Below are 15,967 nucleotides of genomic sequence, written 5' to 3'. Positions count from 1 at the left end.
CACCGCATAAAGGAGTACGCTGTGGTAATGCAAACTGAGCAAAAACTGGCAATCATCAAGCAATACGGTAAAACTGAAGGGGACACCGGTTCCCCTGAAGTGCAAATTGCTCTTCTTACAGCCCGTATTATTGAACTGACAGAGCACTTTAAAGTGCACAAAAAAGACTTCCACTCCCGCCAGGGCCTGCTTACCCTGGTTGGTCGTCGCCGTCACCTTTTGAAGTACCTGCAAAATACTGAAGTGCAGCGCTACCGTGCCATTATTGAAAAGCTCGGCCTGCGTAAGTAAATAGGGAAAAGGGGGGCTTTGGCCCCCCTTTGTTTTACACCCGCCCAAAGGCTGGTGCAGACGCACTTTCCAAGGCCTATTGCAATTGCTTTTGAGTATATTCCTTTTGATTTGACTGGCGCAGGCGTTGTTCTGGCATAGGGCCACTAACGCTCCCAGTATGCTTTCCTGTGTTGCGGCGGTGCATGCACCAAGCGCACAGTGCGTAGGTTTTGCCTGCTGGCAAATCTTACGCAAAACCACTATCTGCCCAGTGTTGGGCACGCAGTGAAGGGGGGTCCGGGTAAAGGACGCAAAGAGCGGCTTTCAAATATTGTTATGGAACGACTGAACAAACCAGCATTTCCATAAAAATGACTCTGGCCGTTACGTGTTGCCTCTTTTAACCGGAATCCCCTTCAAGGAGTCGAATTATGAGTATTTTCCCTTGCACCCGTCTTACCGCAACAGTTGGCGGGAAAGACATTATTGTTGAAACAGGCCGCATGGCCAACCAGGCCGACGGTTCCGTATGGATCCAGTGCGGCGGCACTGTGGTGCTGGTCACAGCCTGTTCCCAGGTCATGGAGCGCGACCTCGGCTTTTTCCCCCTCACCGTTGAATATTCCGAAAGAATGTACGCTGCCGGGCGTATTCCTGGCAGCTTTTTCCGCCGGGAAATTGGCCGCCCTTCCGAGCGTGAAACCCTGGTTTGCCGCCTCATCGACCGCCCCATGCGCCCCATGTTCCCCAAGGGTTTTCGCGATGAAGTGCAGGTACTTGCCAGCGTTATTTCTTCCGACCAGGAAAACGATTCCGACGTGCTGGCTGTAACGGGCGCTTCCCTTGCCCTTGGCCTTTCTTCCATTCCCTTTAACGGCCCGGTGGTTGGTGGGCGCATTGCCCGCGTAAACGGGCAGTTCCTGCTTAACCCCACCAAAAAAGAAATGGAAGGCACCGAATTAAACTTCGTTATTGCGGCTTCCAAAGACGCCGTGGTGATGGTGGAAGGCGAAGCCCTTTTTGTGCCCGAACAGGTTGTGGCAGAAGCCCTTGCCTGGGGCCATAAAGAACTGCAACCCCTGCTTGAAGTGCAGGAAAAGCTGATTGGCATGTGCGGCAAAGCCAAGCAGGCTGTGGCAGCCCCCAAAGACTATTCCGCACTGAAGGCTTTTGTTGAAAAAGCCGTGAAGGCCGACCTGCAAGCCGCCTTGCAAGTGCCAGAAAAAATGGCTCGTAAAATTGCCAAAAAAGCCGTGAAAGAAAAAGCCCTGGCTGCTGTGCTGGCTGAAGGTTCCCCCTTTGCTGAAGACCAGGAAGCCTTGGGCGGCTTTGGTGAAGTGCTGAGTGAACTGGAAAAAGCCTACGTGCGTACCCGCATTCATAAAGAAGGCCTGCGTATTGACGGCCGTAACACCACCACCGTGCGCCCCATTACCATTGAAACGGGCATTCTGCCCCGTGCGCATGGTTCCGTGCTGTTTGCCCGTGGGGAAACCAAGTCTTTGGTGGTAAGCACCCTTGGTAGCTCTACCGATGAACAGCGCATGGACTCCCTTATGGGCGACGTGACCAAGAAATTCATGCTGCACTACAACTTTGCGCCGTTCAGCGTGGGCGAAGTGAAGCCTGTGCGTGTTTCCCGCCGGGAAGTGGGCCACGGTGCCCTGGCAGAAAAAGCCCTGCGCCCCATTCTGCCTGCAGGCACCAGCTTTCCTTTCACCTTGCGTGTGGTTTCTGAAACACTGGAATCCAACGGTTCTTCCAGCATGGCTGCGGTGTGCGGTGGCTGCCTTTCCCTTATGGATGCCGGGGTTCCGGTAAAGGCCCCTGTAGCGGGTATTGCCATGGGCCTTATTAAGGAAGGCGACGAGTACATTGTACTTACCGACATTCTGGGTGATGAAGACGCCCTTGGCGATATGGACTTTAAAATTGCCGGTACTGCTGAAGGCCTTACCGCAGTGCAAATGGACATCAAAATTTCCGGCCTTTCCATGGAAATTATGACCAAAGCGCTGAACCAGGCCCGTGAAGCCCGCCTGCACATTCTGGGTGAAATGGCAAAAGCCCTGGCTGCCCCGCGCCCCGAGCTTTCCAAGTATGCCCCGCAGCATTGCTCTGTAGACGTGAACCCAGACGCCATTCGCCTGATTATTGGCCCCGGTGGCAAGAACATCAAGGCCATTACCGCAGACACTGGCGCTTCCATTGACATTGACGATTCTGGCATTGTAGCCATTTTTGCCCCCACCATGGAAGCATTGGAGCGCGCCAAGGCCGCTGTGCTTGCTTTTGACCAGCGTGCAGACCTTGGCAAAAACTACGAGAATTGCAAAGTAGTGAAAGTGCTGGAAATTGGCTGCATCGTAGAGCTTGCCCCCAACCTGGAAGCCCTTGTGCACGTTTCCCAGCTTGACACCAGCCGCGTAGAAAACGTGGCAGACTTTGTGAAGCTTGGCGACACCATGACCGTGAAAGTTATTGAAGTGAACGGCGACCGTGTACGCGCTTCCCGCAAGGTTGTATTGCAGGAAGAACAGGGCATTGCCTGGAACCCGGAAGAAACAGCCCGCCCTGCTCGCCCCCCGCGTGACCGCAATGACCGCGGCGGCGACCGTGGCGGCTTCCGCGGTGGCGACCGTGGCGGTGACCGTGGTGCCCCCCGTGGCCCGCGCCGCTAGAGGACACGAGAGTTTGTAATTTGGGGAGGCAGAGCCTCCCCAATTCCTTCCTTTCTCCACTCAGGATTTAAGGGCATGTTGCCCTTGCACTGCAAAAATACCACCATGAACTATTGAAAAATAGTGAATGGTGGTATTTTCTTGCACTCAATACGATACGCAAGTCATCGTTGGTTTGTATGGCCTTCAATGAGCCTCGCTGCCTATTCGCTTACTTTGAAAAACGCCAGCAGGTGCTGCTTTTTAAGTGCCCAGATTGGAGCAAAACGCTGAAAGAGCATTTCTTCCGTAAGCAGCATTGCCCCTGGCCGTACCGTATTATCAAGGTACATCACTTTTCCCCCAAGGCGTGCCGCAACAACAACATGCAGTTCATTTTTACTTTTGTTGGTTGTTTCGCCAATCACTAGCCACAAGGACTCTTCCGGCCAGCCCAGGTACAGCAAGGTAAGGTATTTTGCAATGGCGAAGTCTTCACAATCGCCACCATTGGCATAAAACTCTTGCGGGGTTGCCCAAAATTCCTGCACGCCATAGGTGGCAGTATCCCTGCGCCACGGGCGTTCATTAAAAAAACCGTTTACCGACATAAGTTGCTCTACAGCAGGCATACTGGAAGTTTTTTTTTCTATATTATGCCAGCGTACTTTTTCCGGCTGTGGCAATGCAGTAACGAATTTTTCCATCCCTCCTGCTGCTTCATGCCGCTCTGTAACTTCCTGCAACAAAGCAGCCACAAAGTGTTTTTGACTTTTCAAGCCTGTTGCCATTTTAAACGAATTATACCCAGAAATGGCAAAATTTTCATTTTTCTGTTTGGCTGCAAGGGCTTCTTCTTGCGTTTCACCCGTTGGCCTGGCAAAAGCTGCGCCTGCGCACACCATGCAGCAACAACCAAGTAGCAAAAGGTAACCGGGTAATGCCATGAACACACGCCTACGGGGAGGATGTGCTGGCAAATTTGTTACCCCTGCGGCTAGCCTGGGCAATAAAACAAGTGACGTAGGCATACTGTTGCAACACATAACCATGTTCATACTCTTTTGCCTGCTTGTAATAAGGTGGAATGATTGCTCTTATAGCAACCCCACCCGCATGGTTTCCAGCAGGTGCATGCTCATGTACTTTATAGCGGATAAAGCTGCGTCACATCACAACCTGGTTCTTGCCCCCCTGCTTTGCCAGGTATAAGTTCCTGTCCGCTTCTTCCAGCACCGCTTCAAGCCCCACCTGCACATTGCTTGTGTGCAGCCCAATGCTTATAGTCACGATAATAGATTTATCTTCAGTAACAAACGGGGATTCTTGCACTGCCTTACGTACTTTTTCCGCAGCGTGCCGGGCATTCAAAGGGCATGTGTCTGCCATAAGCACCACAAACTCTTCTCCACCCCAGCGGAACACCCTGTCTGAAGCCCGTAGCGTTTGGGCGAGAATGGTAGCCACATGGCACAGCACAGCATCGCCCAATAAATGACCGTAGGTATCATTCACTTTTTTGAAATCATCAATATCAACAAGGGCAATACTTAACGGTTGCTTTGCGCGCTGGGCCCTTGCGACTGAAACAGTAAAATAGGTAAGAAAATCACGGCGGTTACCAAGGCCCGTCAGAGCATCTGTAAGGGCATTTGTTTCTAAGCTTTTTGCAAGGCACGCATAGTTGTGGCATTGCCGGGCATAGAATTCTTGCATAACTAGGTAAATAGCAGTTATGCTTACATAAACGGTACCAAGCGGAAGCAGCTCTTTAGCGGAGGCAACGCCCGCGGCCAACAAAAGCCACCCCCCTGCCAGCAAAAACACAACACTTAAGGCCCCCCCAAACATAATGCCGGAGCACATAATAAATACAGGTGGCAGTGCTACCCACCACATATACGTAAAAAAACCTTCCAGGGGCACTATTAAGGTTACTGCTACAGCAAAAAAAGCCACGGCAAGACCAAGCCATTGCGGCGGGCAATTTCTGGGCCGCACTAAAAGGAAAAGGGCAATGCACACAGCATACCCCACAAGCAGGCCCACTTTATGAAAATGTAAAAACGAAAACGGAGCTTCCCTCCCCCAAACCCAAAACACACTACAAAACATCACCACATAACAAATCACCAACAGAGTAATACCCTTGTGATGAAGCTTCTCTCCACCTGAATTGAAAGCAGTCGGCATGTATCTTTCCATAAGAGAACAGTTAGAGGGGGTTTACGGTGAATAGAAGAAACAGATTTCTCGAAATAATTAAAGGTTAAGCGACACAACAACAACCACCATAAAGGGGTGGAGTTTATAGACAAACTGTATACATTATGCAGCAACAGAAACTTTTTCCAGTAACAATACACAACGCTACACGCAACAAAGACTTCCAGAGTATAGAAAGCGATATGTCGACATTTCTGAATATCGCTTCTGCCTACCAACACCGTTGTCACTCCTGCCGCCAGCGTGCCATCCCTGCAAAGGCAGGAATATTATGCGGCCACATGTCAAGTCAGCCCAGGTATTTTTGGCGGTGCCAAGGCACAGAAGAATGGTAACAGTGAAGACAATGCCTGCAATGCAGGTATTGCTAGTGCTGGGGCAGCGGCACGCCACACTCCGCCCCTTGTCATCCCTTCCGAACATCCCTATTCTTTCCCCACCATTCCACTTGCCCGGTGTGTTCCTTTCATGTACCACAGGGAGTGCCTGGCAACAGGCCCGTGACAATGCTTACAGCACCGCTGCACCAGCGTACCCTTAAAAAACACGTGTTTTATGGAAATATATACCGACCCTTCCCAACTCGCCCCCTATGTTACCGGGGGCAGCACTGCCACCATTGGCAATTTTGATGGTGTCCACAAAGGGCACCAGGCCCTTATCGCAGCGGCAGTGGCAAAGGCCCGCGCCCTGGGGGTGCCGGCTATTGTCATTACCTTTACACCGCACCCCTTGCAGGTACTCCTTAAAGAGAACGCCCCGCCTACCCTGATGGCCCTGGACATAAAGCTGCAAAAGCTGGAAGAGCTGGGGGTAGACATTACTCTTGTGCTCCCCTTTACACATGCCCTGGCAAAGCAAACACCTGAAGAATTTGTGCAGCAGGTGCTGGTAAACCAGTTACACCTGCGCTTTTTGGCTGTGGGCTATGACTATGCCTTTGGCAAAAACCGCCGGGGCACGGCCGCTGTGCTTGCCAGCCTTGGCCAGCAGCATGGCTTTACGGTGGAACAGATTGCCGCTGTGCCGGTAAACGGCACCATTGTCAGCTCCACCGCCATACGCGAAGCTTTGTGCCTGGGCCGGGTGGATATAGCCGAAGCCCTGCTGGGCCACCCCCACCTTATTCGGGGGGAAGTAATTCATGGCAAGGGCCGGGGGGGAAGCCAACTGGGGTTTCCCACGGCAAACCTTGCCCCGCGTGAAGACACCCTGCTGCCAGCAGAAGGGGTGTATGCCGTGTTTACCAGAATTCGCACCGCCGCAGGCACTGCCCCTGGCCCGTGGCACCGGGCACTTGCCAGTGTGGGCACAAACCCCACCTTTCAAGATGGCTCCCTTCGGGCAGAAATTCACCTGCTGGACTTTGACCAGGACCTGTATGGCAAAACCCTGGAAGTTGCCTTTGCAGCCTTTTTACGCGACCAAAAAACCTGCTCTGGCATTGAAGAGCTGGTAAACATGATTCACCAGGACGTGCGTGATGCCCGCCGTTGTTTAGAAACCAAAACACTGCCCAATGGCCTGCCGGGCCAACCCAAGGAACATGTATGAGCTACCAGCCGCACACCACATATTCGCGTTTACGCACACCCATTCATACACACGTAGCAGCACTTGCCCTTATGCCCCGTGCCATGCAGCCTGGGGCAACAAAGGGTGCAGCCCTGTTGCTGGCCCTGGCCTTGTGCATTGCCCTGGCGATTTCAGGCGCATTGCAGGCCCAGGCCGCCCAAACAACTACCAAAGCAACCAGCCAGGCAAATAGCCCGCTGGAAGCGGTCAGCCTTGCCCAAAAAGGCATTGAAGGGTCCGACTACACCCTGTTTTCCCGCATGGTAGATACAGACAGCATTGTGCGCGGCACCGCAAGGGAAGCCCTTACCTTTTTGCAGGAAAAAATGCAGAAAGGGGAACTGAGCGGGGCCACCCCTGTGATGGCTCTTATGCTTTCAGGGGTGAATGTGGAAGATGCAAACCAAATGAACATGCTCACCCAAATGCTCAGCTCGGAAGTGCGCAGCTTTGTGGCTTCCGGCATTTCCGGCGGGCACTTTGCAGGCAAACCCAATGGCAAAACGAAAACTGCCGGGGCCGGGGCATTGTTCACCGGGCTTTCCACCAAAGCAAAACGCCTTGTGCCGGGTAAAGTGTTACAGGAAAAGGGCGATACAGCTCTTGTAAGCGCCGTGCTGGAAGACGGCGACGCTGGCCGTTTTCCCCTGGAATTGAACATGACCCGCACCAATGAAACCTGGCGGATTACCGGCATACACAACCTGCGGCCCATGCTGGAAACGGCTGCGGCCCGCGCCGGGCTATAAGCCGCACTCCCTTACCACCCTTGGCAGCGTTAGGCCCTTAACGCATCACGCAGGAGCAAAGCATGGCATATCCTCAGCACACTTCCTGTAGCACATGTGTAGCTTCGCATTCAGTATGCCTGCCACAGCAGCGCCATGGGGTACCTGCCCACAGCCTTGCGTGGGTACTTGTCCTGTTTTTCCTGTTTTTCCAGGGCCATGCCTTTGCCGAAGAGGGGTTTCGCCTCCCGCCGCTAAGCCAGGGTTTTTTCCCTGAACGTACCGTGACCCTGGTACTTACCGGGGAACTGGAAGCCCACGACACCGGGCTTATTCCCCAGGCCATTGCTGGTACCACCAGCAACGATAAAGAACGTCTGGCCGTGGTCACCCGCCCAGGAAGCAGCGGCGCGCTGGCGGTAAACACCCTGTTGCAAAAAGATGCCGATGGCTACACAGCCGCCTTAATACGCCTGCCCGATTTTTACTTGCACCGCTTTACCGAGCAGCCCCTGTACCAGGAAATGGAAATAACCCCGCTGCTTATTTACGCAGGGGCTCCCCTGGCGTTGTGGGTGCCGGAAAATTCCCCATACCAAAACTTTGCCGACCTGTGGGACACCCTGCGCCAAAGCCAGCTAGGTACTTTTTTCATTGCCGGAACGGGCATGGACACAGCCAGCCGCATGGCCAACGCCAACCTGAACCGTGAAGCTGGTGCGCAAACGGGCTTTATGCCCCTGGCCTCAACAGAAAAAGCCCTTGAGGCAGTGACGGAAGGCAAAGCCAAGGCCTTGTGGGCCCCCGCCCTGGCCCCCGCCCTGCTCCCTGGTATGCGCCCGTTGGCTGTGGCTTCAAAAGAGCGGGTGCCGCTGTTGCCGGAAACCCCCACCCTGCTTGAAGCAGACTGCCCCGTTACCCAATATGTGTACCTTGGCATAGCGGTGAACGCCAACACAACCGATGTACGCCAAACAGAACTTCTCACCTTTCTCAACGAGATTTTAGGCCAACCTGCCTTCCAAAATGCTCTGCTCCGGGTGGGCTTTGCCCCTTTGCGCCTTACCCCGGAACAGCGCGACGCCCTGCTGGACGACCAAAGCAACGACGCACGGGAATTTATCAGCAACTTCTCGGAACAATAAACCCGCTCCTGCCAGACAAAAACCCATGCGCTCCTGCTCTCTCAGGACAGGCCAAAGCATTTTTTAGCCAACAACCCTTGCTTTTTGTAATTTCCTGGCCTATGCTTTTTTTGCAGAAAATACACCAAGGAACTTTTGTGAAGCACATAGCCCAATTCCATTGCGGCACCACCGCCACTACCACAGCATTTGCTTGTGGTTCCATGCGTTGCGCTTCCTCTATTCCCCTTCTATGCCTGGCTCTTATTCTACGCAGCCCCATGGGCGGCGCATAGGCCAGGTTTTTTATTGTATTTTCACCTGTCCGGTCGTATGCGCCACCCCTAGGGGTGGTTTTTTTGTTTCCAAGGCATTCGCCGGAACATACCCCCCTAGTGGAGAGCATTTCTTACTTGATTTTATTGACTTTTATTGGGGGACGCTGTCCCCCAGCCCCCTGCAAGGGGAATAATTCCCCTTGCCCCCCCCATTTGCGTTCACTTTTTCGCAAAGCGAAAAAGTGAACGCTGATGCGGGATCCAAGGGCATCATGCCCTTGGCGGAGGGGATTGGGGAGGCAGAGCCTCCACAAATTAAGTGCAACAATTTCAACTAGCCAATACCCTCCAGTGGTCATTTCTGCCCGTACACAGCAACTAGGCAAGCGGCTTTATACGTTTACAGCACAGGGCATGCGCCCAAGAACCTGAACTACCAGGAGAACCAGATGAGTGCTTCTTCCGACCGTGTCATTATATTCGACACCACACTGCGCGACGGTGAGCAGTCACCCGGCTGCACCATGAGCCTTTCTGAAAAGATACTGCTTGCCCACGCCCTGGAAGGCCTTGGGGTTGATGTTATGGAAGCAGGCTTTGCCGCTGCCAGCCCAGGCGACTTTGAAGCGGTGAACACCATTGCCAAGGAAGTCAATTCCATTGTGGTCACAAGCCTTGCCCGCGCCCTGGAACAAGACATTGAAGCCGCGGCAAAAGCCATTGAACCTGCCAAAAACAAGCGTATTCATACCTTTTTGGCCACTTCCCCCCTGCACATGGAATACAAGCTGCGCAAAAGCCCCGCTGAAGTATTGAAGATGATTGAAAAGGCCGTGCGCTTTGCAGCTTCTTGCACGGCAGATGTAGAATTTTCCTGCGAAGACGCGTCACGTTCCGACAAAATCTTTCTGGTGGAAGCATGCGAGGCAGCCATTGCTGCCGGGGCCAAAACCCTGAACATTCCCGACACCGTGGGCTATGCCCAGCCGGAAGAATACGGCAAGCTTATTGCCCACCTAAAAGAACATGTGAAAGGCAGCGAAAACATTATATTCAGCGTGCACTGCCACAACGACCTTGGCGTTGCCGTGGCCAGCAGCCTTGCTGCCCTGAAGGCCGGGGCACGCCAGGCGGAAGTAACCGTGGGCGGCATTGGGGAGCGGGCAGGCAATGCCTCGCTGGAAGAGCTGGTTATGGCCCTTACGGTGCGCAAGCCCTATTATGGCCTTACTACCAACATTAAAACACCGCTCATTTACCCAACAGCACGGTTGCTTTCACGCATTATCGGGCAAACATATGCCCGCAACAAGCCCATTCTGGGGGCCAACGCCTTTGCCCATGAATCAGGCATTCACCAGGCAGGGGTGCTGAGCAACCCGGAAACCTATGAAATAATGACCCCGGCTTCCATTGGCCTGACAGACAACAACGCCATTGTTATTGGCAAGCATTCAGGCCGCAGTGCGCTAAAATCAAAGCTTGACAGCATGGGGTATCAGTTGGAAGATGCCCAGATTGACAAGATGATGCTGGCCATTAAAGTGCTGGCGGACAAAAAGAAGCAGATTTTTGACGAAGATATTGAAGCCTTGGTGGTGGAAAAAGTGCACCGGGTGCCAGACAAGTTCCGCCTTGTGCACTTAAGCATTCTGAGCAGCGACATTGGCGTGCCCCCCACCTGTATGCTGGTTATGGAAAAAGATGGCAAGGAATGCCGTCACTCAGGGTTTGGTGTGGGCTCGGTGGATGCCGTGTTCAAAACCATTTGCCATGTGTGTGAAGCAAAGCCCACCATTGAAGAATATTCCGTCAACTCCATTTCTGGCGGCTCCGACGCCCAGGGTGAAGTATTTGTACGCCTGGCTCAAAACGGGCGTGTCGCAATTGGCCGGGCTTCAGACCCGGACGTAATTAACGCCAGTGCCAAGGCCTTTATTAACGCCTTGAACCGCCTGGCAAAAAATTAGGAGGAAGCCACCTCATGGCGCTGACCCTTGCTCAAAAAATACTCAAGGCGCACACTACCACGCCCGTTACCGATGAAGCCCTGCAACCAGGGGCCATTGTAAACTGCCGGGTAGACATGGTGCTTGCCAACGATATTACCGCACCGCTTTCCATTAAATCGCTCCGTACCATGGGTGCCAAAAAAGTGTTTGACAACACGAAAATTGCCCTGGTTATGGACCACTTTACCCCGCAAAAAGACATTGCCAGCGCCGAACAGGTAAAAGGCGTGCGCGAATTTGCCAAAGAACAGAACATTGTTCACTATTATGAGGGCGGCAACGCCGGGGTGGAACACGCCCTGTTGCCGGAACTGGGCCTTGTGGGCCCCGGCGACCTCGTAATTGGGGCAGACAGCCACACCTGCACTTACGGCGGCATTGGTGCTTTTGCCACGGGCATGGGTTCCACCGACGTAGCCGCTGGCATGGCCCTTGGCCAAAGCTGGTTCAAAGTGCCAGAAACCATTCGCGTGACCGTTACAGGCAAACTGCCGGAATACGTGGGTGGCAAAGACATTATTCTGTGGACCATTGGGCAGCTTGGTGTAGACGGCGCACGCTACAAGGCGCTGGAATTTGACGGCGAAGCCATTGAGGCCCTTTCCGTTGAAGGCCGCCTGACCATTGCCAACATGGCCATTGAAGCGGGCGGCAAAGCCGGCCTGTTCGCTGTGGACGCAAAAACCCTGGCTTATGCCCAGGCCGCAGGCCGCAAAGGCGACGTGGCCCTGGCAGCCGACCCCGGTGCCACCTACGAACGCACCCTGACCCTGGATGTGACCAACATGGAACCCCTGGTGGCCTGCCCGCACCTGCCGGAAAACGTCAAGCCCGTTTCCCAGGTCAAAGGCATTACCGTAAACCAGGTGATTATTGGCTCATGCACCAACGGCCGCATTGAAGATTTGCGCGTTGCCGCTGCCGTGCTCAAGGGCCGCCAGGTAAACAACAACGTGCGCTGCATTGTGCTGCCTGCCACCCCCCGCATTTGGAAGCAAGCCCTGAAGGAAGGGCTTGTGGAAATTATGCTGGACGCTGGCTGCATTATGGGGCCTGCCTCCTGCGGGCCATGCCTTGGCGGGCACCTTGGCATTCTTGCCGGGGGCGAACGCGCCCTTGCCACCACCAACCGTAACTTCAGGGGCCGTATGGGCAGCCTGGATGCGGAAGTGTACCTGGCTAACCCGGCAATAGCAGCCGCCACCGCTGTGGCTGGCACCATTAGCCACCCTGCCGCCCTATAAAGACTATTGCAACATAGTCTTTAGGCGACTTCCCGCAGGGAAGATGCCCCAAAAAGTACGAATAAGGGAAATTTACTTTCCCTGTAAAATGAGTACTTTTTGTGACTTCGGCCATGTTTCAACCTGCGAAAGCAGAGCGAAACATGATGGAAAAAGCACGCAAAACGTAGTTTTGCAATGGTCTTATATAAGGAGCAAGCAACCATGAAATATAACGGGAAAACCCTTTGCGTTGGGGACCATATTGATACAGACGCCATCATTCCTGCCCGCTTCCTGGTCACCACCGACCCGGTGGAACTTGGCAGCCACTGCATGGAAGGCCTTGACCCGGAATGGATCAAGCAAGTAAAGCCAAACGCCACCTTTTTGGTGGCAGGCCGCAACTTCGGGTGCGGTTCCTCACGCGAGCACGCCCCGGTTGCCATTGTGGGCGCTGGCATTCCTGTGGTTATTGCCCACAGCTATGCCCGCATCTTCTACCGCAACGCCTTTAACATGGGGCTTATTCCCCTGGAAATTGGCGACGAAGTAGAAAACATCAAGCCCGGCGACGAGCTGGAAATTGATATGACAGCAGGTACCATTGCTAACAAAACATCCGGCAAGGTCATTACCTTCCCGCCCCTGCCGGAAGCCATGGCAGCCATCCTTAACGCTGGTGGCCTTGCTGAGTATGTGAAAAAGCAACTGAACGCCTAGTTGCAATAATAGGGGAAGAATATGCGGGGAGGGAACCAACAGGGTTTGAAGCCCTGTTGGTTCCCTCCCCGTACCCCTCCCTCCTTTACTCCGTATTGAGGGAAGGGAGGGTGTTAAGAAAAAAATCTGAAACGTTTTTTGGGTTTTACTCTCAAAAAGTTGGCCTACACATAACTATACTAGCCAAAATTACATGCATTGATTTGCATCATTGAGCAACGCACTAAACTGGGAAGGGATTTTTCCATTTTCCAGTAATTTCTTAAAGATAACGTATACATCTGTTTTGCTGCCTTTTTTGCGCATAGTACTCTGGTCATTTAACCAACAAAAAATAACTTTCAACTCCTCTGTGGAGAATTGAAAAAAGAGTCGATACCTATCAGGCAATCCATCATTCTTAATACGTCGCCAGCGTCTATAGGCTTCCCCCAAAGTATTACCCAAAAGGTATCTCTTATGGGTAGGGTCAGCCAACGCATTGTTCATGGCTTTTCGTATGCCATCAAAAAAACGAACTTTGGGTAATTCCTTATAACCAGTGGGATTTTCTTCTTTCATCCGAAGGGCATATAATACATATCGACTATAAATAACGTTGAATAAAGGATGATGCCACTCTGCATAACGTGGCACCCCATCAAAGCAACTTGCCTTAATCATATATTGTCATGCTCCTGCAACAAGGCTTCAATTCGTTGCGTAGCAAATGAAGGCTCAAGTACGCTCATTCCTTGGGTAAGTGCATCAAGAAAACGTTCTTCAGCCTTGCAGTATTCCTCAGAGTTTTCAGGATACTTCTCCATTTCTTCTTGCAAACTCTCAATTGCCCTGAGCTGCGCAGCCTCCTCGAGCAAAGGATGGACTGAATCAGGAAATAATATACTCCACTGCACGAAAATAGTTTCCAGCATTGCAGAATCATCAAAAGCCTCAGCAAGATCTGCAGCCAACTCAGAAATAGCCCTAGAGTCAGGAAAACGCTCAAAAGCTTCACAGGCAATGTCGTACGCTAAACGCATTTTTCCTAAAAAAACACATGTAGACACAATGTTCGCAGACAGAACTGAAGACATACCTATAATACGAGATTGCTCAATCAACCGTATTGCTTCAATTGAGTTACCTGTAATAGCAGCCAGTAGAATATGAATAAAATGCGAGATTTCAGGCTCTATCTTAATGGCCTTTTGTGCTTCACGCTCATACCGCTTGCACTCAAAAGCAGTAAGTGTTTGCTTTTTGCAAAAAATTTCCCATAGATTATCTATTACTGGGTTCAATGCGCTTGCTGGTATAGGTGCCATGATCGTATCCTAGCGGTTCAAAAGAATAATCAAGTTGATTGCATTTATCAGGAATAAGCACAATCAAGGAAAAATCAAGATGTACTTGATGTGCAATAAATTTACACGAACTTATGGTCTACTGTAAAGCAGTAACTCTCTTCATCTAGGGCCTGCAAGAAATCTCATATCCATAGGACGCCTCCTGTACTCAAAATCCCGGCATTCCACATGCTGTGCATAAGTAACTCCTCCATCCCCACATTTTTCCCACTTCCAGCTCATAACGGCTTGCCATTGCCGCCGCTGCCTAGTACAAAAGACTCCGGCACCCATTTGCCACACTGTTCCGGCAGCGCTCTGTGCGAATTGAGCGTAGCCACCTTGAAACCCGCAGGGCAAGCACAGCGCAGCCATGCGGGGTGGTACTCTCTGCATGGCAGGGGGGAAATGATGGTATTTTTGACGCTGGCCAGGCGCGGGGTGTTTTTACAAGGGGGCTGACCTCAAGGTCTGCCCCGAAGGAAAAACACTCCGCAACGACGCCAGCGTCAAAAAGTCCAGTTTTCCCCATGCCGTGCAGAAGCACGAACCCTCCCCCACCACCAACCATCACACTCTAGAGGACTCGCATGAAAAAGCATATCGTGGTTCTGCCGGGCGACGGCATTGGCCCAGAAGTAGTGGCCCAAACCCTGAAGGTTCTGCGCGCCGTGGAAACCAAGTTCGGCGTTTCCTTTACCTTTGAAGAAGCCCTCATGGGCGGCGCCGCCATTGACGCCACAGGTTCCCCCCTGCCAGAAGCCACCGTTGCCGCCTGCAAAAAGGCCGACGCCGTGCTGCTTGGTGCCGTAGGCGGCCCCAAATGGGACAACCTGCCCAACGCAAAGCGCCCCGAAGCTGGCCTGCTTGGCATTCGCAAAGAGCTGAACCTGTATGCCAACCTGCGCCCCGCCACCGTGTTCCCGGAACTGGCTTCCCTTTCCTGCCTGCGCCCCGACCTTGTGCAAAACGGCATTGATATTCTTGTTGTGCGCGAACTCACTGGCGACGTCTACTTCGGTCAGCCCGCAGGCGAAGAAGTACGCGACGGCAAGCGCTGCGCCTTCAACAACATGATTTATTATGAAGACGAAGTACGCCGCATTGCCCGCGTGGGCTTTGCTGCTGCCATGGCCCGCGGCAAGCGCCTGTGCTCCGTTGATAAATGCAACGTCCTTGTGGTAGGCCGCCTGTGGCGCAGCATTGTGGAAGAAGTGCACAAAGAATTCCCCCAAGTGGAACTCTCCCACATGTATGTGGATAACTGCGCCATGCAGCTTATCCTTAACCCCGCCCAGTTCGACGTTATCGTCACCGGCAACATCTTTGGCGACATTCTTTCCGACGAAGCCGCTGCCGTGGCTGGCTCTTTGGGCATGCTGCCCTCAGCTTCCCTTTCCGGCACCGCTGCGGATGGCGGCATTGGCCTGTACGAGCCCGTGCACGGCTCTGCCCCGGACATTGCCGGGCAAGACAAAGCCAACCCCCTGGCCACCATCCTTTCCGCTGCCCTTATGCTGCGCATGAGCTTTGGCCTGAACGATGCCGCCACCGCAGTAGAAACTGCCGTGCGCAACGTGCTGAAAGCTGGCTACCGCACAGGCGACATCATGAAAGACGGCGGCACCCTTATTGGCTGCACCAAAGCGGGTGATTTGGTAGTTGAAGCGCTGTTGAAATAGGGAAGAAAATATGGGGGAGGGAACCCCAAGGGATTGAAGCCCTTAATGTTCCCTCCCCCACACCCCCTCCCTCCTGAACCCCGTATTAAGTTATGAGAAAAGCCTGCGGCTTCCTGTGCAAGGAAGTTGCAGGCT

Annotated in this window: 14 protein-coding genes; 10 read left to right on the top strand and 4 right to left on the bottom strand. The window is 53.0% G+C overall.

The window, feature by feature from the left end:
* Positions 1-21 precede the first annotated feature (21 nt).
* Together rpsO and pnp are read left to right on the top strand one after the other, a co-directional pair.
* Positions 22-291, top strand: a complete 270-nt coding sequence (gene rpsO / locus G497_RS0102705; RefSeq protein WP_027186997.1) for a 30S ribosomal protein S15 — start codon at positions 22-24, stop codon at positions 289-291.
* Between the two features lie 410 nt (positions 292-701).
* Positions 702-2,954: a polyribonucleotide nucleotidyltransferase gene (pnp, locus tag G497_RS0102700; RefSeq protein ID WP_027186996.1), complete on the top strand. Its 2,253-nt coding sequence runs from the start codon at positions 702-704 to the stop codon at positions 2,952-2,954.
* Between the two features lie 203 nt (positions 2,955-3,157).
* Here the strand turns inward: pnp and G497_RS18855 are convergent, their stop codons facing one another.
* Together G497_RS18855 and G497_RS18850 are read right to left on the bottom strand one after the other, a co-directional pair.
* The gene (locus G497_RS18855; RefSeq protein WP_051257757.1) at positions 3,158-3,880 is read right to left on the bottom strand and encodes a transglutaminase-like cysteine peptidase; all 723 of its coding nucleotides are present in this window, start codon (positions 3,878-3,880) and stop codon (positions 3,158-3,160) included.
* Positions 3,881-4,100: 220 nt separating this feature from the next.
* A complete protein-coding gene (locus G497_RS18850; protein ID WP_169726959.1) occupies positions 4,101-4,832 on the bottom strand; it encodes a GGDEF domain-containing protein in 732 nt (243 codons plus the stop codon).
* 882 nt (positions 4,833-5,714) lie between these two features.
* Between G497_RS18850 and G497_RS16355 the strand changes: the two genes are divergently transcribed.
* The 7 genes from G497_RS16355 to G497_RS0102650 all read left to right on the top strand — a co-directional run bounded on the left by G497_RS16355 (position 5,715) and on the right by G497_RS0102650 (position 12,822).
* The gene (locus G497_RS16355) at positions 5,715-6,713 is read left to right on the top strand and encodes a bifunctional riboflavin kinase/FAD synthetase (RefSeq protein ID WP_051257755.1); all 999 of its coding nucleotides are present in this window, start codon (positions 5,715-5,717) and stop codon (positions 6,711-6,713) included.
* Entirely contained in the window at positions 6,710-7,483 is a 774-nt protein-coding gene (locus tag G497_RS0102675; protein WP_027186994.1) for a hypothetical protein, read from the top strand. Before G497_RS16355 ends, G497_RS0102675 begins: the two co-directional genes overlap by 4 nt.
* A 62-nt stretch (positions 7,484-7,545) precedes the next feature.
* On the top strand, positions 7,546-8,607 hold the full coding sequence (locus G497_RS0102670) for a tripartite tricarboxylate transporter substrate-binding protein (protein ID WP_027186993.1): 1,062 nt from the start codon (positions 7,546-7,548) through the stop codon (positions 8,605-8,607).
* Positions 8,608-8,744: 137 nt separating this feature from the next.
* Positions 8,745-8,882 (top strand): hypothetical protein, encoded by a 138-nt coding sequence (locus G497_RS20035; RefSeq protein WP_156907894.1) that lies wholly within the window; start codon positions 8,745-8,747, stop codon positions 8,880-8,882.
* Between the two features lie 431 nt (positions 8,883-9,313).
* Positions 9,314-10,834 carry a 2-isopropylmalate synthase gene (locus tag G497_RS0102660; protein WP_027186992.1) on the top strand — a complete coding sequence of 507 codons (1,521 nt, stop codon included), beginning with the start codon at positions 9,314-9,316 and terminating at the stop codon, positions 10,832-10,834.
* Positions 10,835-10,848: 14 nt separating this feature from the next.
* Entirely contained in the window at positions 10,849-12,120 is a 1,272-nt protein-coding gene (leuC, locus tag G497_RS0102655; RefSeq protein ID WP_027186991.1) for a 3-isopropylmalate dehydratase large subunit, read from the top strand.
* Between the two features lie 204 nt (positions 12,121-12,324).
* Positions 12,325-12,822 carry a 3-isopropylmalate dehydratase small subunit gene (locus G497_RS0102650; protein ID WP_027186990.1) on the top strand — a complete coding sequence of 166 codons (498 nt, stop codon included), beginning with the start codon at positions 12,325-12,327 and terminating at the stop codon, positions 12,820-12,822.
* Between the two features lie 189 nt (positions 12,823-13,011).
* Here G497_RS0102650 and G497_RS18845 read toward each other — a convergent pair whose 3' ends face one another.
* Both G497_RS18845 and G497_RS0102640 read right to left on the bottom strand, forming a co-directional pair.
* Positions 13,012-13,485, bottom strand: coding sequence for a type II toxin-antitoxin system YhaV family toxin (locus G497_RS18845; RefSeq protein WP_051257754.1), 474 nt, complete (start codon positions 13,483-13,485; stop codon positions 13,012-13,014).
* A complete protein-coding gene (locus G497_RS0102640; protein ID WP_027186989.1) occupies positions 13,482-14,129 on the bottom strand; it encodes a hypothetical protein in 648 nt (215 codons plus the stop codon). Before G497_RS0102640 ends, G497_RS18845 begins: the two co-directional genes overlap by 4 nt.
* Positions 14,130-14,740: 611 nt before the next feature.
* Between G497_RS0102640 and leuB the strand changes: the two genes are divergently transcribed.
* Positions 14,741-15,832 (top strand): 3-isopropylmalate dehydrogenase, encoded by a 1,092-nt coding sequence (leuB, locus tag G497_RS0102630; RefSeq protein WP_027186987.1) that lies wholly within the window; start codon positions 14,741-14,743, stop codon positions 15,830-15,832.
* Positions 15,833-15,967 lie beyond the last annotated feature (135 nt).

The sequence above is a fragment of the Desulfovibrio cuneatus DSM 11391 genome, assembly GCF_000430005.1.
Lineage (GTDB): Bacteria > Desulfobacterota > Desulfovibrionia > Desulfovibrionales > Desulfovibrionaceae > Frigididesulfovibrio > Frigididesulfovibrio cuneatus.
The sequence above is the reverse complement of the archived record's forward strand: the minus strand, read 5'-3'. Positions and strand labels throughout refer to the sequence as shown.